Origin of the sequence: Paenibacillus sp. 453mf (assembly GCF_900116105.1) — a bacterium.
In the GTDB taxonomy this organism is placed as follows: Bacteria; Bacillota; Bacilli; order Paenibacillales; family Paenibacillaceae; genus Paenibacillus; species Paenibacillus provencensis.
This window is the reverse complement of the sequence record NZ_FPAC01000001.1, coordinates 2,832,357-2,854,717: the sequence shown is the minus strand read 5'-3', so window position 1 is coordinate 2,854,717 and position 22,361 is coordinate 2,832,357. Positions and strand designations below refer to the sequence as shown.

At 47.2% G+C, this 22,361-nt stretch carries 15 protein-coding genes and 1 pseudogene; 13 read left to right on the top strand and 3 right to left on the bottom strand.

Annotation, left to right across the window (positions count from 1 at the left end):
- Positions 1-40 precede the first annotated feature (40 nt).
- On the top strand, positions 41-2,395 hold the full coding sequence (locus BM415_RS13500) for an AraC family transcriptional regulator (RefSeq protein WP_091158717.1): 2,355 nt from the start codon (positions 41-43) through the stop codon (positions 2,393-2,395).
- Positions 2,396-2,399: 4 nt separating this feature from the next.
- Here the strand turns inward: BM415_RS13500 and BM415_RS13495 are convergent, their stop codons facing one another.
- Complete coding sequence (locus BM415_RS13495) at positions 2,400-3,242, bottom strand: AraC family transcriptional regulator (RefSeq protein WP_091158715.1); 843 nt, start codon at positions 3,240-3,242, stop codon at positions 2,400-2,402.
- 212 nt (positions 3,243-3,454) lie between these two features.
- Between BM415_RS13495 and BM415_RS13490 the strand changes: the two genes are divergently transcribed.
- From BM415_RS13490 to BM415_RS13480, 3 genes are read left to right on the top strand one after another with little or no spacing between them, the layout of a single operon-like run.
- Positions 3,455-5,980: a glycosyl hydrolase family 95 catalytic domain-containing protein gene (locus BM415_RS13490; RefSeq protein WP_091158714.1), complete on the top strand. Its 2,526-nt coding sequence runs from the start codon at positions 3,455-3,457 to the stop codon at positions 5,978-5,980.
- A gap of 3 nt (positions 5,981-5,983) precedes the next feature.
- A complete protein-coding gene (locus BM415_RS13485; RefSeq protein WP_091158712.1) occupies positions 5,984-8,224 on the top strand; it encodes an Ig-like domain-containing protein in 2,241 nt (746 codons plus the stop codon).
- Positions 8,225-8,268: 44 nt separating this feature from the next.
- Complete coding sequence (locus BM415_RS13480) at positions 8,269-9,630, top strand: ABC transporter substrate-binding protein (protein WP_091158710.1); 1,362 nt, start codon at positions 8,269-8,271, stop codon at positions 9,628-9,630.
- Between the two features lie 171 nt (positions 9,631-9,801).
- On the opposite strand, the gene BM415_RS13475 is transcribed toward BM415_RS13480, so the two are convergent.
- Entirely contained in the window at positions 9,802-11,106 is a 1,305-nt protein-coding gene (locus BM415_RS13475) for a Gfo/Idh/MocA family oxidoreductase (protein WP_170862445.1), read from the bottom strand.
- Between the two features lie 263 nt (positions 11,107-11,369).
- On the opposite strand from BM415_RS13475, the gene sigK reads away from it, so the two are divergent.
- From sigK to BM415_RS13460, 3 genes and pseudogenes are all read left to right on the top strand, one after another.
- Positions 11,370-12,071 carry an RNA polymerase sporulation sigma factor SigK gene (gene sigK, locus BM415_RS13470; protein ID WP_091158707.1) on the top strand — a complete coding sequence of 234 codons (702 nt, stop codon included), beginning with the start codon at positions 11,370-11,372 and terminating at the stop codon, positions 12,069-12,071.
- A gap of 238 nt (positions 12,072-12,309) precedes the next feature.
- Positions 12,310-13,092 (top strand): annotated as a pseudogene (locus tag BM415_RS13465) (5-methyltetrahydropteroyltriglutamate--homocysteine S-methyltransferase); the annotation flags it as partial.
- 273 nt (positions 13,093-13,365) lie between these two features.
- Entirely contained in the window at positions 13,366-14,076 is a 711-nt protein-coding gene (locus BM415_RS13460) for a metal-dependent hydrolase (protein WP_091158705.1), read from the top strand.
- A gap of 140 nt (positions 14,077-14,216) precedes the next feature.
- Here BM415_RS13460 and BM415_RS13455 read toward each other — a convergent pair whose 3' ends face one another.
- The gene (locus tag BM415_RS13455) at positions 14,217-15,290 is read right to left on the bottom strand and encodes a M42 family metallopeptidase (protein WP_091158704.1); all 1,074 of its coding nucleotides are present in this window, start codon (positions 15,288-15,290) and stop codon (positions 14,217-14,219) included.
- A 477-nt stretch (positions 15,291-15,767) separates the two neighbouring features.
- Between BM415_RS13455 and spoVAC the strand changes: the two genes are divergently transcribed.
- From spoVAC to BM415_RS13425, 6 genes are all read left to right on the top strand, one after another.
- Positions 15,768-16,274, top strand: a complete 507-nt coding sequence (gene spoVAC / locus BM415_RS13450) for a stage V sporulation protein AC (protein ID WP_091159264.1) — start codon at positions 15,768-15,770, stop codon at positions 16,272-16,274.
- Positions 16,271-17,290 carry a stage V sporulation protein AD gene (gene spoVAD, locus BM415_RS13445; protein ID WP_091158702.1) on the top strand — a complete coding sequence of 340 codons (1,020 nt, stop codon included), beginning with the start codon at positions 16,271-16,273 and terminating at the stop codon, positions 17,288-17,290. Before spoVAC ends, spoVAD begins: the two co-directional genes overlap by 4 nt.
- A gap of 3 nt (positions 17,291-17,293) precedes the next feature.
- Positions 17,294-17,644, top strand: coding sequence for a stage V sporulation protein AE (gene spoVAE / locus BM415_RS13440; RefSeq protein ID WP_091158700.1), 351 nt, complete (start codon positions 17,294-17,296; stop codon positions 17,642-17,644).
- A 256-nt stretch (positions 17,645-17,900) separates the two neighbouring features.
- Complete coding sequence (locus BM415_RS13435; protein WP_091158698.1) at positions 17,901-18,857, top strand: AAA family ATPase; 957 nt, start codon at positions 17,901-17,903, stop codon at positions 18,855-18,857.
- 5 nt (positions 18,858-18,862) lie between these two features.
- Positions 18,863-20,110 carry a DUF58 domain-containing protein gene (locus tag BM415_RS13430; RefSeq protein ID WP_244533232.1) on the top strand — a complete coding sequence of 416 codons (1,248 nt, stop codon included), beginning with the start codon at positions 18,863-18,865 and terminating at the stop codon, positions 20,108-20,110.
- Positions 20,107-22,320 carry a DUF4129 domain-containing transglutaminase family protein gene (locus BM415_RS13425; protein ID WP_091158697.1) on the top strand — a complete coding sequence of 738 codons (2,214 nt, stop codon included), beginning with the start codon at positions 20,107-20,109 and terminating at the stop codon, positions 22,318-22,320. Before BM415_RS13430 ends, BM415_RS13425 begins: the two co-directional genes overlap by 4 nt.
- Positions 22,321-22,361 lie beyond the last annotated feature (41 nt).

Sequence of the window (22,361 nt, the reverse complement as noted above, 5' to 3'; positions counted from 1 at the left end):
AATGTATACGCTTTATTTTCCATATTAAAGGGGGATAGGAATGAGAAAATATCCGAGCTCCAAAGGAAAGTATTATCGTAAAAGCCTGCTCGTCATTCTGTTTGCCGCAAGTATTCCTGGTCTCCTCGCCAGTCTCGGTATTTACTGGTTTGCTGTGGGGGCAATCAATGACGATATGACAGAGCTGCACCGCAAGCAAATGGAGGAGCGGGCCGCAAGCATAGATGATCTTCTGGGATATTTGGAGCAGAGCGTAGAGAGCTGGACCTTGGAATCAAGCTTTGGTGAAGCTCTGAAAAAGGTGGATTTTTCTCTTCCCGCAAACAGAAATGAGATTTGGAATATAAGTCAGGTGCTTGACATTATCCATGGATCTCATCCTTTGATTTCACAAGTTCAATTATTTGTCCAGCAAGAGAACCAGCATTATTTGTTTAATCCACAGCTTACACAGCTGTATGAACCTAAGCTGCAACAAGAATATGAGACCTTATTAGCTCGCCCTGAGCATTTTATGTGGAGCACACAGCCCACCATACTTCGCGGTGCATCCCAAGAAGGACCTGTGAAGGAGGGACCCGTCATTATGCTGTCCCACAAAATTAGTGGAGCGGACAAGACTCCGCTTGGTGTGCTCATGGTTACGCTGGTACCCGAGAAGCTGCTGGACCAGCTGATGACACTGACTCCTTACAATGAGGGCAGCGCTTTTCTGCTGGATGAAAATATGAAGCCGATGGTGTCTAGCAATGATGGTATTGATGCGGAGGTATTCGAGCGCAGCCTGCGAGAAGATCTTTTAAAGACGGGGAAGCCCAGTGGGAGCAGCATAAAGGAATGGAGAGGGGTCACCTATTCGGTGTCCTATAATACGTTTGACCGTCTTGGGGAGCAGTGGACATATGTTGCCGCGGCGCCAATGTCCGTTATTACGTCTACGGTCGAGCTGATATCGACCATTATTTTTATGATCAGCCTGTTGATGCTGCTTGCAGCTCTGTTTCTCTCTTGGATTGCTTCACGCCATATTTACTCTCCTGTCGAACAATTTGTCACACTGCTCAGAGGTGACAGGCAGCTTGGGAACCATGGTTATTATATTGATGAATTTAAGCTGTTCGAGCAGGAATGGCAGGAAATTTCGCTCGAGAGCAAAGCGCTTCAGCTTCGACTTAAGGAGGAACTGCCCAGAATCAAGGAGAGCTTTTTACTTCAACTGGTACAAGGGCATTTGCAAGGATATTCAGAGAAGGATATCCGGGAACGAATGAAGCATTATGGATGGAATGTATCCGACTGCAAATTCACATTGATCATCGTGCAGCTGACAGGTCAGCCAGGTACCGATCCTCGATTTGATATCGGCGAAGAAGGGCTGGTCGCCTTTGCTGCAGCAAACATTATTGAAGATACGGCCAAAGATCAATTATCTCAGTATAGTATTCTAAGCTTCCATAACCTGATGATCGGTGTGCTCGTTATTCAGCCTGTGGAGGAGGTTCGGCTGAATGGCTTGCAGAGCTTTGCCGAAGCGCTGTCGGCTACAGTGAGCGGAGTACTTAGACTTGCGGTTACCGTGACGATTAGTCAACCAACGACACTTGTTCGATCACTTCCGAATCTATTCATGGAGGTGAATCAGACCGCATCTTTACGGCTGTTCAGGGACGAGAATCAGATTATTGATATGAACCAGGAGTATGCTCAGTGGGATGTACATGCGGAATCGGAGAAGAGTGTAAATTATCCATTTGCACTGGATCGTGAACTGATCGAGGCGATGCGAATGGGGGAACAAGAGAAGATGGAGCTCTTGATTGACGAGTTTTTGGAAGAGGTTTCGGCAGGGCAAGAGAAGGAATACTGGGTTCAGCAATGTGTACTTCAGCTGTATGGCAGCATGCAATATGTCATCCTGCAGACAGGAATTCAGCCTCACCAATTGTTCAAGGGAAAGAACATGTATGAGCAGCTGTCCATGATTCGGGAGCCCCGCATGCTCTCGCACTGGTTGAAGGAAGCTGTCATTCATCCGTATATGGAGCATCTCAAGAAACGGACGAATATTCAAATGAAACGAATGGTCGAAGAGACCATTCGATATGTTCATCTGCATTACATGCAGGACTTATCCCTGGACAGCTGTGCCCGTGCAGCAGGAACCACACCCTATACCCTAAGCCGCCTGTTTAAGCAGGTGACCGGCGTGAATTTTGTCGATTACTTAACGGATTATCGCGTTGTGCGGGCTAAGGAGCTGTTGCGGACGACAGATATGAAGATTAATGAGATCGCAGAGGGCGTCGGCTATAAACACAGCTATTTCAATCGAATCTTCAAGAAATATGAGGGGATGACACCAAGTGAATACCGGGATCAGTGGAGAGCAAGCTGAGCAGCTAGAACCCACGAAACGGCCGATCGCCAGTAAATAATTTTTTGAATTCCTTGGGAGCCATTCGGGTGACTTGTTTGAATTTACGATTGAAATGCGACACATTCGCGAAGCCGACCTGCTCGGAGATATGAATGATCTTGTGATTCGACTCGCGCAGCAGCTTCTCGGCTTCACGAATGCGGAGTGTATTGATATATTCCTTGAATGTGAATCCCGTCGTTCGCTTAAACAACCGGCTCAAATAAAACGTGCTCAAATGAAATTGCGCTGCGAGCTCTTCGAGCCCCAGCTCCTCACGAAAATGCGTGTTGCAATACACTATAATCTCGGCCATCCTTGCGTTCATGGAATCCTCCGGAACTGCGGGCTGGTCTTGTTCTATTTTACGAGTGGAGAAGAGCAGGAGCTGAACCAGCAGAGATTCCAAATACAGCTCTCGTCCGAAGGAGACCTGCTGGTTAAATTCGTGATGCATTTGAAACATCAGACGCTCAATATAACTCTGGTCCCTGATACTGAACTGGAGCTTGCGATTATCCTGGTCGAACGGGGACAGCAGGATTTCAAGCTGATCTTCGGAGAAGCGACGCAAAAATCGGCTGCTAAAATAGAGGACCAGTCGTTCATGATCCGGGGTCTGATTATCAGAATCAACGGTTTTATGAATTTCGTTTTTGCCTATAAATAAAATGGTTCCTTTATCAATCGAATAACGTTTATTCTCAATATAATAGTAGCGATGTCCCGAGAGAAGATAATACACCTCGTAATAGTCATGATAATGATATTTCGGCATCGTATAGCTTCCTTTGCGCTTGGCCGGATAAATAGCAAAATCCTTCACCTATCTCACCTCCAGGTGTAAACATTTTGAGGATGGTTATAGTATAGCGTTCCTTGTTCGAGATAGATAGAAAATATAGTAAATAAAGCCATAAAATAAGAGCAAAAAAGATCAAGGTGAGCATACTTAAGGCAAGAAAAGATTAGAACAGTGCGGCGAGCCGTGGTAAAACTGAAATAAGATCAAGAAATAATTCTAAGAAGAACCGACTTATGGGTGAAGTGCATCACATCAACCGCCATGAACTGCAAAATGTAAACGCATACTTGAATGCAGCTACTTTAGGGAAGGAGACAATGTACGTGATGACGGCAGGAATGAAGGGCGGTAAGGTAAGCAGCAAAAACAGGCTGGTCACGAGGTATCCTTCTTCGTGGTGGAAGAGCAAATGGAGAGAGGCACTGCCTTCCGGAAACGGGATGATCGGGGCATCCGTGTATGGAGGCGTGCAGGATGAAACGATCCTGATCAACCACCTCGGTCTATGGCACGGCGGGCAGATCGGAGTTCTTCCCGATGTCAGTCATACGCTTGAGGATACACGGAGGCTTATGGATGAGGGACGGTTCCAGGAGGCCAGCTGGGTTCTAACCCGCGCGCTCAAGGAAAAAGGGTATAACAGTACACTGTCTGCTCCTTTGCCACTTGCGGATTTAAGACTCTCCATGACAGGTCAGGAGGCGTTTAGGCATTACCGGCGCAGCTTGAATATGGAGACGGGAGAAGTGGTCGTATCCTGGCTGGACGGGGAGGAGGCATATAATAGAAGCCTGTTTGTGTCGCGTGCGGATCACATGATCGTATACAGACTGAAATCTAGTGTTTCCAGTGTGGATGCCTCCCTTACATTTGATATCCATCCAAGTGATAATCCTTCGAGAGCTGAGCAGCTGCAAGCTTTGAAAGAGACGGCAGACTGGGCAGTTGAGGGGGAGTTTCTGTCTTTTGCTGCAAGGTATGAGAATGGAACGGACTACGGTGCAGTTCTGAGGGTGAAGACAGACAGCGGCGGACAGGTAAGGCGAGAAGGTGAACGGCTTCGGGTTACGAAAGCGAACGAGGTTCTCATTCTCGTTAAGGTATTTACAGAGGATGCAAGGAGCAAGGCGTGGCCCCGTCTGAAAAAAGAATTGGCAGAAGTGGGCTCCTCCTATACAGAACTGCTTGAAGCGCATGTATTGCTTCATAAGGCACTGTTTTCTTCTGCCTCCGTTGAGCTGAGCAGCTCTGAGGAGCCAGAGAATGACGAGAACAGATCGACGGAAGAATTGCTTCTTACTGCTTATGACGGAAAAGCTTCTGTATCTCTGCTTGAAAAATTGTGGGCTTATGGGAGGTATCTCTATATTTCCTCTACCGAGGAGAAAGGCTTGCCAATGCCTCTATATGGATTATGGGGCGGAGATTACAGACTGATGTGGTGTCATTACATGGCCAATGAGAATGTACAGATGATGAATTGGCATGCACCCGTTGGAGGTCTATCCTCTTTGATGAAACCGTTGTTTCGTCATTATGATTCCTTGCTGGGGATCTTTAGGGAGAATGCCCGTAAGTTATACGGTGCCAGAGGCATCTTCATTCCGGCAGGAACGACGCCGGGTATCGGAAGTCCGACCCAGATCGTTCCGGTGATCTTGAATTGGACCGGCGCAGCTGGATGGCTGGCGAGGCATTATTATGAATACTACCTGTACACAGGAGATGAGCAATTCCTGAGAGACGAGGCCTTGCCCTTCATGACGGAGGCTTCCTTATTCTACGAGGACTTTCTGACGGAAGGTGAGGATGGACTGCTCCATATATATCCATCCGTTTCTCCCGAGAATACGCCAGGCAATTATATACCCGACATGGCAGAGTCCCTGGATCATCCTATGCCGACTGCGATAGATGCTACCATGGACGTTGCCATCATCAGAGAGTTGTTCACGAATCTTATAGAAGGTAGCCGAAGAACGGGACACAGTGAGGAGGATATTGTTCGCTGGGAGCACATTCTGAAGCGTCTTCCTGCCTATAAGCTGAACGAGGATGGGGTCCTGAAGGAATGGATTCATCCCGAATTTCATGACAGATACAATCACCGGCATCTGTCCCATATCTATCCTGTATTTCCGGGTCAGGAATTTGCACGTGAGGAAAGTCCAGAACTGTTTCACGGTTTGGAGCGGGCTGTTCATATGCGTGTTCTTGGAGCACAGACCGGCTGGTCGCTGGCACATATGTCTGCGGTCTATGCAAGGCTGGGAGACGGAGAGAAGGCACTTGATTCGCTGGATATCTTGACCCGCTCCTGTCTGCTTACTAATCTCTTCACAGTTCATAATGACTGGAGAGATATGGGAGTCAGCATGAATAAAGCTCAGGCACCGGTTCAGCTCGATGCGAGCCTCGGGATTACGAATGCAATCCAAGAGATGCTGCTGTATGTATCCCCCCGGATGGTGAAGCTGCTGCCAGCACTTCCCGATCGGTTGGAAGCGGGACGCGTTCGAGGGTTCCGGTTCTGTACCGGAAGCATTTCACTCCAGTGGGACCGCAGGACAAAGAGCTTTGCAGCTGAGATTAAGGCGGAACGAGCCACGGATATTACGCTTGTTCTTCCGGACTTTGCAGCTAAATATCGTCTTACCGGAGTAGACCTTGATGTCCATGCCTCAACCGTCTATTCCCATACTTATGACATTCAGATGGAGCCAGGCCAAGTGCTGTATATCACAAATGAGGAGGAATAATGGATGATTAGTCTGTGGAAACGCCAAGTTTCAGTGACTTTGCTGACTGCTATGCTTGCAGTCATTGCAGTCCCCTATCAAGCTTACGCACAGGATGAACCTCTTTCACCCGTCCAAGTAACGACAGACGGCGAAGCTCTCCCGGCTTTTCCGGGAGCTGAAGGAGGAGGGATGTACGCTACCGGAGGACGCGGCGGCGATGTCGTGTATGTGACGAATCTGAATGACAGCGGCCCCGGCTCTTTAAGAGAAGCGGTTAGTCAGGGGAACCGGACGATCGTATTCAAAGTGTCAGGCAATATTACACTTGATTCTCCGCTTCGTATCCGAGGTGACAACATTACTTTGGCGGGGCAGACCGCACCAGGTGACGGAATCAGTGTCAACAACCATTCGACTTACATCGAGGCAGATAATGTGATCATACGTTATATGCGCTTTAGGATGGGAGATCACACCGGATCGACTGGTGATGGCATGTCGGCCAGAAGGTACAGCAATATCATGATAGATCACTGCTCCGTCACATGGGGCGTTGATGAAGTGCTGTCTCCTTACGAGAATCAGAACACAACCGTACAGTGGTCCATTGTCGGCGAAGCGCTGCACATGTCGAGCCATTCGAAGGGAAGACATGGCTTTGGCGGTCTGTGGGGATCAGGGAATGCCAGCTATCACCATAACATTCTGCTTCATAACTCAAGCCGTAACCCCAGAGTAAAGGGAACACTAGATAGCAATAAGAACTTCGATTTCAGCAACAACATCGTATATAACTGGAATTACCTCAGCGGTTATGGCGGAGACCAGGCGGATATTAACATGGTGAACAACTACTACAAGTACGGACCGGATACTTTGCTGGACAAACGAAGCATCATCCTCAGTCAGACCGGGGCGAATGGCAAGCTTCATGTGTCAGGCAATGTAGTTGACGGGGATGAGGCAGCAACCCAAGACAACTGGCTTGCAGTGAATCCGGATACGGGGAAGGAGCTTGTATACGAACCACTTCATGTAACCCCGGTTACTCTGCAATCTGCAGCAGACGCTTATGAGTTGGTGCTGGAACAGGCAGGGGCAATTCTGCCGAAACGGGATTCCATTGATGCCAGACTTGTTAACGATGTGCGTAACCGGACAGGAAGACACATCAATCATCCGGAGGAAGTGGGTGGATGGACCGAGCTTGCAAGCGGGGCAGCACCTGATGATATGGATCTGGACGGAATGCCGGATGCGTGGGAGCTTGAGCAAGGCCTGAATCCGAATGAGGCAGCTGACCGGAATGAAGACATGAATGGTGACGGATATACCAATCTGGAGAACTATTTGAACAGCATAGTTGGTAGCGGTTCCATAAATCCAGTGGTTAACATTGTCTCACCTGAGATGAATGAATTAAAGGGCCAGCCAGGCAAGATCATGATTAATGCACAGGCATATGATCCGGACGGCCGTATCGCCAAAGTCGAATTTTTGGCAAGCGGTGTTAAGCTCGGAGAAGATACAACGGCTCCCTATCAATGGAAATGGGATGACCTGCCGGAAGGCAGTTACTATATTACAGCTAGAGCGGTAGATAATAGCGGCACGAAGACGGACTCTGATGCGGTTGTCGTCCATATTAATGCTGACGGTGAGCTTGGGGCTTGGAGCTCTTCCGATATCGGTGAGACGGGCATAGAGGGGCATGCAGACCTGAGGAATGGTGTACTTACAGTGAAAGGAGGAGGGAATATTGATCCGCTCTTTGCCGGTAATAGTGGGAGGACGAATGAGGATCAGTCCTTTCATTACGTATATCAGCAGCTCGAAGGCGATGCAGAGCTCGTTGCAAGACTGGATCAATTGTCCGAAACGGCTCCTCATAACCGTTCAGGACTGATGATCCGCAGCAGCCTGAATCCAGCCGCCAAAGAAGCGATGATCGGATTTTCGGTTAGAGGCGACCAGTACTGCTCCGTGTTCTACAGCAGACAAGAAGAAGGGGGGCAGATGGTACAGACACCCCCGATTCCATCGCTGAGCACTCCTTACTGGTTCAAGCTGGTTAAGGAAGGCGATACCATCACTGGCTATCACTCATCGGATGGTACAGCCTGGACGGAAGTATCATCTATCACCATGGCAGGCCTGGATACCTTTTATATTGGAATGGCCGTTGACGCGGGAGATGAGAATAATCCGGTAGAGAATTATAATACCTCTGTATTTTCCGAAGTGCAGCTGTTACAGCAGTAAGATTTAATACCTCTCATGATTCTATAATTTGAAGGGGGATCATTATGAACAGTCGCAAATTTTACTCCGTGCTCTTAACACTATGCTTAAGTTTGGTATGGGTACTTAGTGCATGTAGCTCGGGGGGAACCGGAAGTGCAGGAAACACAGGCGAAGGGGAAGACCCTGGCGGAACGGCGACAACTCCTGTCGTGGACAACAAAGTGGAAGGGAAAGATACATTGTACGTGTATTCCAACAGTGGAGATTCTGTAGAGAGCTGGAACGAGCGTTTTGGGGATCTGCTGAAGGAGAAATTTCCGGATTATACAATTGAATACATTCCGAAGACCAATGAGGTCGGTCTGAAGGAATTGATTACAGCAGGACAGCGCATTGATATTTACTGGGAATCCATTGGCGGATTCTCGACGTATCTCACGGACTTCGATCTTCAGTACGATATGACAGAGCTGATTCAACAGCATGAGATCGATATGACCCAATTTGAACCGACCATTGTCGATGCCATCAAGCAAATCTCGGGAGACCAAATTTGGGGCGTACCCGTATTCAACAACACGATGGTCCTGTATTATAACAAGGACTTGTTCGATAAGTTTGGTGTCGATTATCCCGTCGACGGAATGACATGGGACGAAGCCGCTGAGCTGTCCAAGAAGCTGACCCGTTCCGAAGGCGATAAGTCATATGTCGGCTTGTCTTCCTCGGAGACCCATCTTCTGCTAATGAATCATCTATCGATCCCGTATGTCGACCCTGACACGAAAAAGTCTACGCTAGATCAGGATGAGCGCTGGAAAACCTTCTATGAAACCGTATTTGCCAAACCAGCAGATGTATCCGGCTACCGCGAATATATGCAGGCCCATGAGAACAAGCTGCCTTATCGCAAAGAATTCCTTGAAGCTCAGGAGCTCGCAATGTTCGGATGGCTGTCTTCCATCACATCGGTATTTCCTGATGAGTTCTCGAAGATGAACTGGGATATGGTCGCCATGCCAACCTTTGCGGATGCACCTGGGATCGGAACGCAGGCCTACCCTACCTACTTCAGCTTAACGAAGATGACAGAGAATAAAGATGCGGCAATGGAGGTCATTAAATACCTCGTTTCGAAAGAGGTACAGACGAAGCTGTCCAGAAATGGAATCATGCCGGTTCTGAATGATGAAAGCATTATCGAGCAATATGGAGCAGACAGCGTATATCAAGGCAAGAACTACGGCGCGGCGTTCTATAATGAATTTGCCAAGATTCCTTTTAAATCCGATCATGACCGTACGATCAATACACCTTACGCCAAGGCAGCTCCAAGAGTGGTACTCGAGGGCGACTACAATACGATCTTTAGAGAATACGCAGAGGAATCCAACCAGAAGATTACGGATACTGGAGTAGAGTAAGCTGTAATAGAACCAAGAGTTGTATTCAATAAATAAAGCCGCATCCCTTACAGATGCGGCTTCTTCATTGGTTGATGCAAGTAACGAGATGCTATGCAATTCAGTCTACTAACCTTAATTTATTTTGAGATAAAAACCGTTAAGGTTCATCTGGATAGGGAACGCTTTCATTTAAGCTCTTGAAGGAAACTTTAATAAGTTCTCAATCTGAACAGCCTGCCCGGTTCTCATAGAAACGTTGCCCGCTATACCAGTGAGGATGGACATGGCTCCGTCCAAATGGGATGCGGAACGGTGGAATGGATCCTCCGGTGGTGTTCCGAATAAGTCTTCAAGCAGAATAGGATCTGCTCCGCCATGACCACCGGATTTATTTTCCAGCTGAACCTCATAAGCATCCTCCCACATCGGCTGAACTAGAATCTGTCTGAGCCGGGTTGCTCCTTCATCGGTCTGTTTGCCACCGGAATTTACATAGGACTTTTCACCAATCCGCATCTGAATGCGTCCTTTGGTGCCATTAAAGGATACCATATGGCCTTCCCATGGGGCGTAAGCGTGAAGGGAGTAATTGAGCATGGCATTATTCTTGTATCTGACAAGCACGTTCATCGTATCTTCAATGGAGATGCCGTCCCCAAATACACTTTGATCCCGCTGGTAACCGTCCTCGTGCTCGGCGTCCAGATACAGTCCTTTTAATGAAGGAGATTTCTCGAGATCCAGGGCAAAAGGATCTTCCTTGGCTGCCGGATGGCCGTATGCACGCTGATAGAAGGAGGTTTCCCCGCGTTTTTCGGCATTTTCCTTTCCATAGAATAATAGATCTCCCATGGCAAAGACCGTCTTCGGCTCCGAGTTCAACCAGAAATTGACCAGATCGAAGTGGTGAGTTGATTTGTGCACAAGCAGCCCGCCGCTGTTGCGTTTGTCCCGGTGCCAGCGACGGAAATAGTCAGCTCCGTGTCTCGTATCCAGCAGCCATTCAAAATTGACATGCAGCACATCACCGATTACGCCATCGCGGATCAATTCTCTTACCTTGGTCGAATGAGGAGAATAGCGGTAGTTGAAGGTGACGCGTACCTTCTGCCCGGTCCGTTCGACGGTGTCAATAATCTGCTGGCATTTGTCCTCGTCAACGGTCATTGGCTTCTCGGTAATGACGTCACAGCCGAGCTCCATCGCCCGAATAATATAATGATGATGGGTACGGTCTATAGTCGTTACGATAACGACATCCGGTTTCTCCGTGCGAATCATTTCATCAAAATCAGCGGCCTTATAGGTAGGGATGGGGCGATAGTGCGGAAACTTCTCAGCGAGCCGGTTGTTCGCATAGTTCATGCGGGTCTGATTCGAATCGCAAAAAGCAACCAGTTCGGCACTATCCTGATAACTGCCCACGATCGCTTCATAGAAAAAGGATGCCCGTCCTCCTGTACCGACGTGTGCATAGCGTTTTTTAACTGCCAATATAATCAGCCTCCTCTATAAACTACTGTCAGAATAGTACAAATAAAGGTAAGCTTTCTACACAGTTGTTGCTAAATTGGCCTGTTCTTGATCAAATTTGTCCTTCGACGATACGAAGCAGGAATGTGGGGTGTCATGACGAAAGAGCTGAGGTCAAAAACAACGCTGCAGTTCCTTCGTACAGGCACGAATGGGTGCATGCCTACATACATTAGTTAGACGACAAAGAATGTAGACTCTGAAGATTGTAGGAGGTGTCACCTGTGCCTGGTATTTTTACGGCCATTGCTCTATTTATTAAGGAATTGACACTGCTTGTCTCTTATGTGAAGAACAATGCATTTCCTCAGCCGTTATCAGAGGCAGACGAAGCCAAACATTTGAAGCTGATGGCAGAAGGCGATGCAAGATCGCGTAATCTTCTGATCGAACATAACCTGAGGCTGGTTGCCCATATTGTGAAGAAGTTTGATAATACCGGTGAGGATTTGGAAGACCTGATCTCGATCGGTACGATCGGACTGATTAAAGCAATCGAGAGCTTTCAGCAGGGAAAAGGTACCAAACTGGCGACATTCGCAGCCCGTTGTATAGAGAATGAGATTTTGATGCACCTTCGTTCATTAAAAAAGACTCGCAAGGACGTATCACTCCACGATCCGATCGGAACGGATAAGGAAGGCAATGAAATTACCTTAATAGATATCCTTGGCACGGAAGCGGATGAGGTCATGGATAAGGTACAGCTCAAGATCGAGAAGAGCAAAATATATCAGAACCTCGACATTCTGGATGAACGGGAGAAGGAAGTTGTGGTCGGGCGTTTCGGGCTAGAAGCAGGCGGAGAGGAACGTACGCAGCGAGAGATTGCGAAGGAGCTCGGCATCAGCCGCAGCTATGTATCCCGGATTGAGAAGCGGGCATTAATGAAGCTGTATCATGAGTTTTACAAGGCAAAAAAATGAAAAAATTATCCATTAAGGCTACTCATAGGAGTAGTCTTTTTTATAAATCTAGACCCATCTGCTATCATTGCCTTCATGTGATAGTAAAGACTCACTTGTTATAGTTAATAGTTTTAGCAAATGATTACTATATGAATAATATCTTTCTATTCAGTTATGTTATACTTTTCGGTACTTCAAATTTAGGGAGAGACAACTATGATACCATTTCATCATGATCATGTAGGAAGTCTGTTACGTCCTGGGCAAGATTGATTTTTCATCACATCCGTTTATTGCACATTTTCAATTCCTTAATGAGCACGCAGGGGAAGCGGTAGCTAAGCAGACGATACCAAGTCCTAATATGCTCGTGTACCGTATGGACCAGAATGAAGAGATTTATCAGGATCGTGAAGCCTTCCTGCAGGATACGATTGCTGGTTATCAAAAAGCGGTTCAAGCTTTCTATGATGCTGGTTGCCGTTACTTGCAATTAGATGATACTGCTTGGGCAGATCTCTTCTCAGAGGAAGGTCATCATAAGCTTCGTGCCAAGGGGCTCGATCCAGCTGAAGAGATGAAGGTCATGCAGCGAATGATCAATGAATCCATTGCAAATAAGCCAGAAGATTTAGTCATTACTATGCATATTTGCCGGGGCAATTATAAATCCAACTTCTTCGCAAGCGGTGGATACGATTATGCTTCGAAGACGATATTTGGCGGTTTGAATGTGGACGGGTTATTCCTGGAATTTGACGATGAGCGTTCAGGAGGGTTTGAACCTCTGCAATACGTTAATCGCCCAAATTTAAAAATTGTACTGGGGTTAATCACATCCAAATCAGGTGAGCTGGAGGATAAAGAGAAGATCAAAGCCCGCATCGCAGAAGCAGCAACCTATGTGCCGCTTGAACAACTCTGCTTAAGTCCACAATGCGGCTTCTCTTCGACAGAGGAAGGCAATATCTTATCTGAGGAAGAGCAATGGGCCAAGCTTCGTTTTGTCAAAGAAATTGCAGATGAGGTATGGAATTAACCCTATTTATATAACAGCTTGGAAAAATTAGAGGGAGCGAACTTCGCTCCCTTTATGCTTTTGCTGTAACAGCTAACGGTATTATGATATGGATTCAGTAGCGGTTAAATTACATAATGAATATTAATGTGAGGATAATATTGGGTGTACGAGTACGAACGTATGTGCTATAATGATTTCCATATTTCCCTTAAGTAAGTTGCTCCGTCTTGTATACACACCTGGGGCTATTTCACAACTACAGATTGGGCAGAGAAAGGAAGTACAGGAATCATGATGGGTAGAACCCATATTATCGTCGGGACGGGTGTCTCGCTCTCACTCTTGCATATGGGAGGAATTAGCTTGTCAATCCCGGCGGCAGCCGTTGCCTTGATCAGCTCGGTGCTGCCTGACATTGATGAACCGAATTCACTGCTGGTCACTCGGGTCATTCCGAATTGGCTTCTTCGGATCGTTCAGGCAGCTCTTATTGTTGCGGCAGCTGTCGTGGGCTTTTACGGGATGGAGAACTATCCATGGAATTTAATTCTTGCAGCGCTAATCGCCATTGTATCCTTTATGCCCTCAAGATCGCTGAGACAGTGGGTTATGTTTTTTATTGGACTGGGGCTTATCATCTATGGAGGGAGCTTTCTTCCTTGGAATTTGCTCGTCGGAAGTCTGCTCATATTGACAACGCTGGTGCCTCACCGTGGGTTAACCCATACCCTTTATGGCGTAGGCGTTTGGACATTTCTCCTCTATGGCTCAACTCAATCATACGGCGATGCGGTTTGGATGGCCGGTGGTCTGTCTTATTTGCTGCATTTGGCAGCAGATAGTTTAACGAATCGGGGAATCAAGCCGCTTCCACCCCTCAAGTGGAAGATCAAGTTTAAATTAATGAGTACAGGGTCCAAGCAGGGAGCCTGGGTAGAGATTTTTTTCATAGGCGTTACATTCATTATTGCGTGGATTGCATTCTCGCCCCTGTTTCTTTAATCTCTCTCAATGAATTAACACTATTTCTTCACATAAAAAGAGGTGTCTTGTGGGCCATTGCAGGCCGGTCACAGGACACCTCTTTTTATGTGATATGTCATTCACTTGCTCAATTAATTATTGGCTAAGCAGCCATACGATCAAGAGTTTTCAATAATGGTATTAAGCGTTGTACGGTCAAGACCTTTCACCAGCTTGATGAGCAGCTCCTTCGCAGCATCATAATCATCCGTATGAAGAATCGAGGATGAGGTATGAATATATCTTGCGCACACACCGATCACCGTGGAAGGCACCCCAATACCGCTCAAGTGCACCTGACCTGCATCCGTTCCCCCTGGTGAAATAAAATATTGATATTTAATCTTGTGCGTCTCGGCGGTATCCTGTACGTATTCTACAACACCGCGATGTGTTAGCATGCCGGGATCAAGGATACGGAGCAAGGCCCCCTGGCCGATGTGTCCAAAAGCATTCTTATCTCCGGTCATATCATTGGCAGCACTGCAATCAAGAGCAAAGAAAATATCCGGCTGGATCAAATTCGCGGAAGTGCGTGCACCACGCAGTCCGAGCTCCTCCTGGACGGTTGCGCCGGAATACAGGATGTTAGGCAGCTTCTCTTTATGCAGAGCTTCCAGCAGCTCGATTGCAAGTCCTACACCGTAACGGTTATCCCAGGCCTTTGCCATAATTTTCTTGGGGTTTTTGAGTGGGGTAAATTCACAAATCGGTACAATTTGCATACCTGGCTTGATGCCCCACGATTCTGCTTCTGCACGGTTGTCCGCGCCGATATCCAGATACATGGAGTCCATCTCTACGGGCTTAGCACGATCAGCTTGTGACAAGAGATGGGTTGGTGTTGATCCTACGACACCTACGATCGGGCCGTCCGGAGTAATAATTTGCAGACGCTGCGACAGAACAGCTTGGCTCCACCAGCCCCCAATCGGGCGGAATTTGACCATACCCGCTTCTGTAATGCCAGAAGTCATGAATCCTACCTCGTCAAAATGTCCAGCCACCATAACCCGCGGGCCTTGCTCGTCGCCGCGAAGTACGCCAAACAAGCTCCCAAGCCGATCTTGTACGAATTCTTCCGTATATTGTGACATCAGGTTCTTGGCATATGCACGCAGCTCTCTCTCAAATCCTGGAGCCGAAGGGAATTCGGTAAGTGTCTTAAACAATTCTTTGGTTTTGTTTTCCATCTTCATCTCTCCTTCTGATTGTTAAGTACCTTCTTTATGTACCACTGTTCAATTACTCTATTATGGACTGACGATCTCCTGTTGTCCATCCATTAAGAATAAGGAATGATGAAGCTGACTCACATGACTAGCGCCCAGTGCATATACTGAAATGCATAGCTTTATGAAACCATAAAATCAGCCGGACTTATGAAGGGAGTATGCGATCGATATGGACCCTCATGTACGAAAAGGAATAATTATGCTCTGCGTATTGTTTATTTTAACTGTTTTTTTGCTTTTTTATAAATAACGCTGGATCGAATCAATTTTCAGCAAAATAAATGTGACTCCCCCAGGCTCTGCTGCACATAAGGCTACAAGAAAGGATGATTTACCATTCATAACATTTGCGGGCTTTAACCATAATTAAATTATCCTCGGTAAACAATGTGAAGACCCGAGCGAAATTTAAGACGGTTAGAGGGGGTGTCAACGATTCCAGATCAATCTCAATCTCAAGATACTAGCTCAAATACTCCATCGTTATCCCTTGATACGAAGGAATACAAGAAAATTGCCAAAAATCATGAACCGCCAAGAGCAGTATTGACAAACTGTATTAAAGCTTTTTTTGTAGGTGGTTTTATCTGCTTCATCGGTCAATGTATTCAGCAGGCTTTTGTTGCCGGACTCGATATGAGCACGAAGGAAGCAGCGAGCCCGACCGTTGCGGTTATGATTCTGATCTCCATTATTCTAACCTGCTTCGGTGTATACGATAAGATCTCGCAATTTGCGGGAGCGGGCACCGCGGTTCCTGTTACAGGATTTGCGAACTCCATGTGCTCCGCTGCACTTGAGCATCGGGCTGAAGGACTGGTGCTGGGGGTTGGTGCCAACATGTTCAAGCTGGCTGGCTCAGTCATCGTGTTTGGTGTCGTTGCTGCATTTATTATAGGTATAATCTACGCTTGCCTTGGATTCGGAGGATACCATCTATGAAAAGAGTCGGAGGACAAACCTGGGAATTTGAGAACAAGCCGCGGATAATCGGTACATCCAGCGTTGTGGGACCTGAAGAAGGAGAGGGACCGCTGGCCGAGGATTTTGATTACATTTATGACAACTTGCAAATCGGCGAGAAGACATGGGAAAAAGCGGAACGCCGGCTGTTTGAGCAGGCTGCGCAGATTGCTATCGCAAACGCAAACATATCGAAAAGTGAGCTGCAGTATTTTGTAGGTGGTGATTTGATGAATCAAATCATCAGCAGTTCATTTTCTGCGCGGCAACTTGGTGTTCCATACTTAGGTTTATTCGGTGCATGCTCGACGTCCATGGAGAGTCTTGCGCTGGCTTCCTTGATTGTGGATTCAGGAGGCGGAGACTACGTTCTGGCTGGTACCTCAAGCCATAACTGCACGGTTGAGAAGCAGTTCCGCTTTCCAACGGAATATGGGGCTCAAAAGCCCCCAACTGCGCAAAATACAGTAACAGGCTCTGGCTGCGCCATTATCAGCAAGACGGGAAGCGGACCTGTCGTTCGCCGCGCGACGATTGGACGAGTTATGGATCTAGGTATTAAAGATCCGTATAACATGGGAGCAGCGATGGCGCCTGCAGCAGCGGACACGCTCATTTCTCATTTTCGGGATACAGGACTCGAGCCTGGATATTATGACCTGATCGTAACTGGCGACCTCGCTTCAGTTGGACTGCCTATTGCCAAGCAGCTGCTTCATAAGGAAGGGATACCGATGGAGCAGACGGAGTTCAACGACTGCGGACTTATGATTTATGATATCAACACACAGAAGTATGTATTTGCTGGGGGCAGCGGCTGCGGCTGTTCTGCTACAGTAACGTATGGTCATTTAATAAAAAGAATCAAAAAAGGGGAATTAAATAAAGTATTGGTTGTTGCCACAGGCGCTTTATTATCTCCTTTGTCTTATCAGCAGGGCGAAACGATACCTTGTATCGCTCATGCCGTAGCAATTGAGAGAGGGGAGGAATAAAACATGCAGTTTCTATGGGCTTTTATTATTGGTGGACTGATCTGCGTGATCGGACAATTAATGTTCGATGTGCTCAAGCTGACTCCTGCACATACGATGAGTACGCTGGTCGTATCGGGTGCGGTTATGGATGCGGTAGGCTGGTATGATCCTTTAGTGAAGTTTGCCGGCGCCGGCGCTTCGATACCGATTACGAGCTTTGGCAACTCGCTTGTTCATGGAGCTCTGACCGAACTGGAGCGAGATGGTTGGCTCGGTGTAATCACGGGGGTGTTCAACCTCACCAGTGCAGGTATATCATCGGCTATTATCTTCTCCTTTCTGGCAGCGTTGTTTTTTAAGCCGAAGGGCTGAGTTAATAAAATATGGTTAGTCATTAAAAAAGGCGGAGCATAAGTAAGAATGCTTCTCCTTTTTTTGTTGCTTAAGAAGGTTGAGTAAGTTACACTATCAAAGCTCAGAGTAAGGGTTTATGAAAACAAGAAAACCCTATAGCTTCAAATCTAGCAATCATAATATGAAAAAAGGTAGAGCAAACATTGTACTTTCCCTACTCACTTCATGTACAATAAAAGGAAAATATACTGCCTATTAGGAGGTACATACGTACATGCCCGTAAGTAAGGAATCGATACAGATCATATCCGAAGTAAAATCGAACCTCGAATCTACTATATTAGGCAAATCTTTTGAAATTCAATTATTGCTCACAGCATTGCTGGCTGGAGGGCATGTTCTTATAGAAGACGTTCCCGGAACGGGGAAGACGCAGCTAATCAAGGCGTTAGCCCGCTCCATGCAGGGAGAATACCGCAGGATTCAATGTAACCCTGACATTCTGCCGAGTGATATTACGGGTGTCTCCGTTTTCCATCCGAGGGATGAGCGTTTTTATTTCAGACCGGGTCCGGTTATGACCAATATACTGCTCGCCGATGAGATCAACCGGGCCACAACAAAGACGCAATCCGCACTGCTTGAAGTCATGGAGGAGCGAAGTGTCACGGTCGATGGAGATACGTATGAGCTTCCTAAACCGTTTATGATGTGCGCAACACAGAATCCGATTGACTTTGAAGGGACTTATATGCTCCCAGAGGCGCAGTTGGACCGATTTATGCTCAAGATCAGCCTTGGTTATCCGGATGCCGCAACAGAGAAGTATCTATTGAAACGGCATCAGCAAGGACAACCTGTGGACAAGCTTAGACCTGTTACCCACATGGAACAAATTGCAGAAGTACAGCAAGAAATTCGAAGTGTTTATATGGATGAGGCTGTGACCGATTATCTGCTTGGAATTGTACGCAGTACAAGAGAGCATGCTTCGGTTCTGCTTGGGGCTAGCCCTCGTGCTTCCATTGCATTTATGAATGCAGTCAAAGCGTTCGCATTCTTGAACGGCAGAGACTATGTCATTCCTGATGACGTTAAGGTTCTTGCGCCGTACGTCATTTCACACCGGGTTGTGCTGAAGCCTGAAGCAAGACTGGATCGTATGAGCCAGGAAGAAATTCTTGCCCAAATTATTGAACAGAAGCACGTTCCTGTATCGATGGAGCGCTGAATATTATGCTGAAGCCAATTCGCTATCGCACAGGTCGATATACGAAATCGAGAGCATGGATCGTGCTATTCATCTGGATCATATGTTTATTCTATGTGTTGTTTCAGGGAGGCAAGACTTCCATCATGTTGTTTGGCATGGTGACCTTGCTTAGCATCTACTTGCTAATTGGCCAATTTGGCGGTGCGAGGAGAGCTGTGGGAACACGGCAGTTAACCTCCAGTGGAGAACATACGGAGCTGCTTCATGCAGGAGATCAGGTGCACGTTCAGCTCGGCCTTCAAATTCCAGGGCTGCTGCCGTTGCCTTACGTCATCGTGAGAGAAGTGCTTAAGCGTCATAATGGAGAATCGTGGTCATTTGAAGAAAGTCTCGTTCCGAATATGCGGGGCAGCGGAAATCTGGTATTTCTTACCCCTCCGCTTGAGCGAGGCAAATACAAATTTATGGAAACAGAATGTATTAGCGAGGATATCTTCGGTCTTATTGAGCATAAAGGGACGTTTAACGCCTACGGCAGTTTCAGAGTACTTCCAAGAACGGTATTTATTCCTTATTGGCAGCTCTACGATCAAAATTCCCGGCTGTCTGGTCCGCAAGCTGCACTCACACGGTCCCGCAGAGAGACAACGCAAATTAATGGAGTTCGAGACTATGTCTACGGTGACCGGTTATCTCGTATTCATTGGAATGCAACGGCCAAGACGGGACAATGGAAATCCAAAGAATTTGAACATGAGTCGCTGCCGAAGATGATTTTGGTCTTGGATGCGACTGAAGAGGGCTACAAGAGCTCGGAGCAATTTGAACTTGCTGTCTCTACTGCAGCCTCGCTCCTTGAATATGGCAATCGCGAGCGCTTAAGCATGGGGCTATGCACCATCAGCGATGAGACCAAGCTGTTCCTGCCTACGGACAGTCAGAACGAGCGACAGAAGATGATTCAGCATCTTGTCGATCTGGATTATACAGGCACGAGTGATCTTCTGCCGAGCATTCAGGATACAATTCGAACTTTCCCGCAAGGAGCGTTCTTTGTTCTCATCTCGCCGCTGGATAACGCAAATGTACTGGAATCACTTCGATATGCGGGTACACGCGGGATGACCGCTTCCCATATCCGTATCGAGCAGCGTGCGAGCCAAACGCAAAAGAGTGAATGGCTGTCGCTTCTGCGTGCACGTGGAATCAAAGGGTATGCAGTGTCTGATTTGCAAGAGCTGCCTTCAGCGATGGGAGGTGGAGGTCTATGAGAACATGGGCCGGCAAAGTTGTAGGGTCCTGGTACAATGCATTCGCCCTGTTATGGATTGTCATTATCGGAATGCAATGGGTAACTTACACGGAGCCTATCTGGTTTCAGGAAACGACCAGCTTGGTCGCTTTGACACTGATCGGTATCAGTCTTGTAGACATTATTTTTCCAATCAAGTCAGGATACCGCTTTGTTATTAAAGCAATCGTTCTGCTATTTATTTTATATTATGTGCTGTCGTCGTACTCGATCTTTATTCCTGACGAAGAGTCGAGCTGGCTTGTTGAATTCGTGCTGACGATCAATCCGTATATCTGGTTCTCATTAAGCACTTGGGTGATGTTGGAGTGCATTATTCGGTTAGCAGTGAATGCCAAGCGAATTCTCGTGTTTGTCGGGCTAAACATTATTGCAATGGGTATTCTGGATTCTTTTACTTTCGCTGTTTTGTGGGAAGAGGTTGCTTGGATAGTATTTGCTGCAATGGGCTGGCTCGTGTGCCTTCATCTGCGCAGGTTCCAGCTTAAATTTCCACAAGGGTGGAAAAGGCTTAGACGTAATCCGCTCAAAGTAATCGCTAACGTTGTCGTTATCTTTGCACTTATTATTGTAGCAGGTGTAAATATGCCTGAAGTTCCGCCAGTCCTAACGGACCCTTATACGGCTTGGGTTAACTACCGAGGGGATATCATTCCTGCAAGCAATACTGCTGGGGGAGAAGGAGGACTTGAGTCCGCCTCAGAATCCGGATACAGCAGAGAGGATAACAGTCTGGGCAGGGGCTTCAATTATGACTACTCTCCTGTAATGACGATCACAACGACAGAGCGAAGCTATTGGCGCGGGGAGACACGTGATGAATATTCCGGTACGGGATGGGAAGAGCCATCGACTTCTAGAAGGCAGTTTGATGAGGTAGATTCGGGTAATGATTTAGTGAATGGTGATGGGGGCTCGATCCAGACGAGGGAGGTAACCCAGACGGTAAGCATGCTGAATGATGATGTTTACCCCGTGCTATTTGGGGCTTATGCAATTAGTCAGGTTCAGGCGATTAATGGCGGGACCGAGTTTAATCAGCTGGATTGGAAGAGCGGACAAGCAGAACTTCACTGGGATTCTAATCCAAGAGAATTAAGCTACCCTTCGACATATACCATTGTATCCGAGGTTCCCCTCGTTCCTGTTGAGAGACTGATTGAAGAGACTCAGGAAGACCTATATAGCAGCCCGGTGAACGATAACTACCTGCAGATCCCGAACAATTTTCCTGACCGTGTAGTGAGTCTTGCCGAAGAAATAACGGCTGATGCCGAAACGCCGTATGAAAAAGTCGGTTTACTGCAAGAATATTTAACAACTAATTTCTCATACACAAACAATCCCAATTTATCGCTGAAACAAAGTACAGATTTTGTTGACAGCTTTCTGTTCGAAATACAGGAAGGCTACTGTGATTATTTCTCGACAGCTCTCGTGATGATGGCACGTTCTCTGGATATTCCGGCAAGATGGGTGAAAGGTTATGCTCCGGGTCAAGCAGCCTTTGGAGAGGATACTGTGTTGTCCCAGGCAACGGGTAATACACCAACCCTGTCTTATACAGTGACCAATGCGGATGCCCATTCCTGGGCAGAAGTGTACTTCGGAGAGGAATATGGGTGGATTCCGGTTGAAGCCACTCCAGGATTCAATATGCCGCTGCTGACGGAACAGGTGGAGCCGGATCTTGCAGAGACACCGGAGGTCGAAGAAGCAGAGCAAGAAGAAGAGCTCGCAGAGCCTGTGCAAAATACAGAAAGCTCTGACTTTACGGTAAGCCCGGCTATTATTTGGGCTGCGGGTGCTGTACTTGCCGCTTGGGTTGGTTACATGCTATGGCGTAATCGTTTTTCTCTTCACTTCTATTTATTAAGACTTCGATTAGGCAAGCCGCTGACACCCGATCAGAAGGTGGTCATTGAGACAGAACGATGGATACGTTCATTTAGGCGCAAGGGATTCAAACGTGCAGAGCACGAGACGCTGAGGGAATCGGTAAAAAGATGGGAGTCCGAAGCTCCGCATGTAGCGGGTGAGCTTAATTCCTTATTGAAGCAATTTGAGCTGGCAAGGTACAGCCCAGGTCATGTTGAAGAGAAGGAATGGCAAGACGTCCAGCGGATTGCCGGACAAATGAAAAAAAGGCTGAGAACGGCACGGGCGTAAGCGCCCCGTGCCCGTTTGCCTTTTTACTAACCGCAAAGATT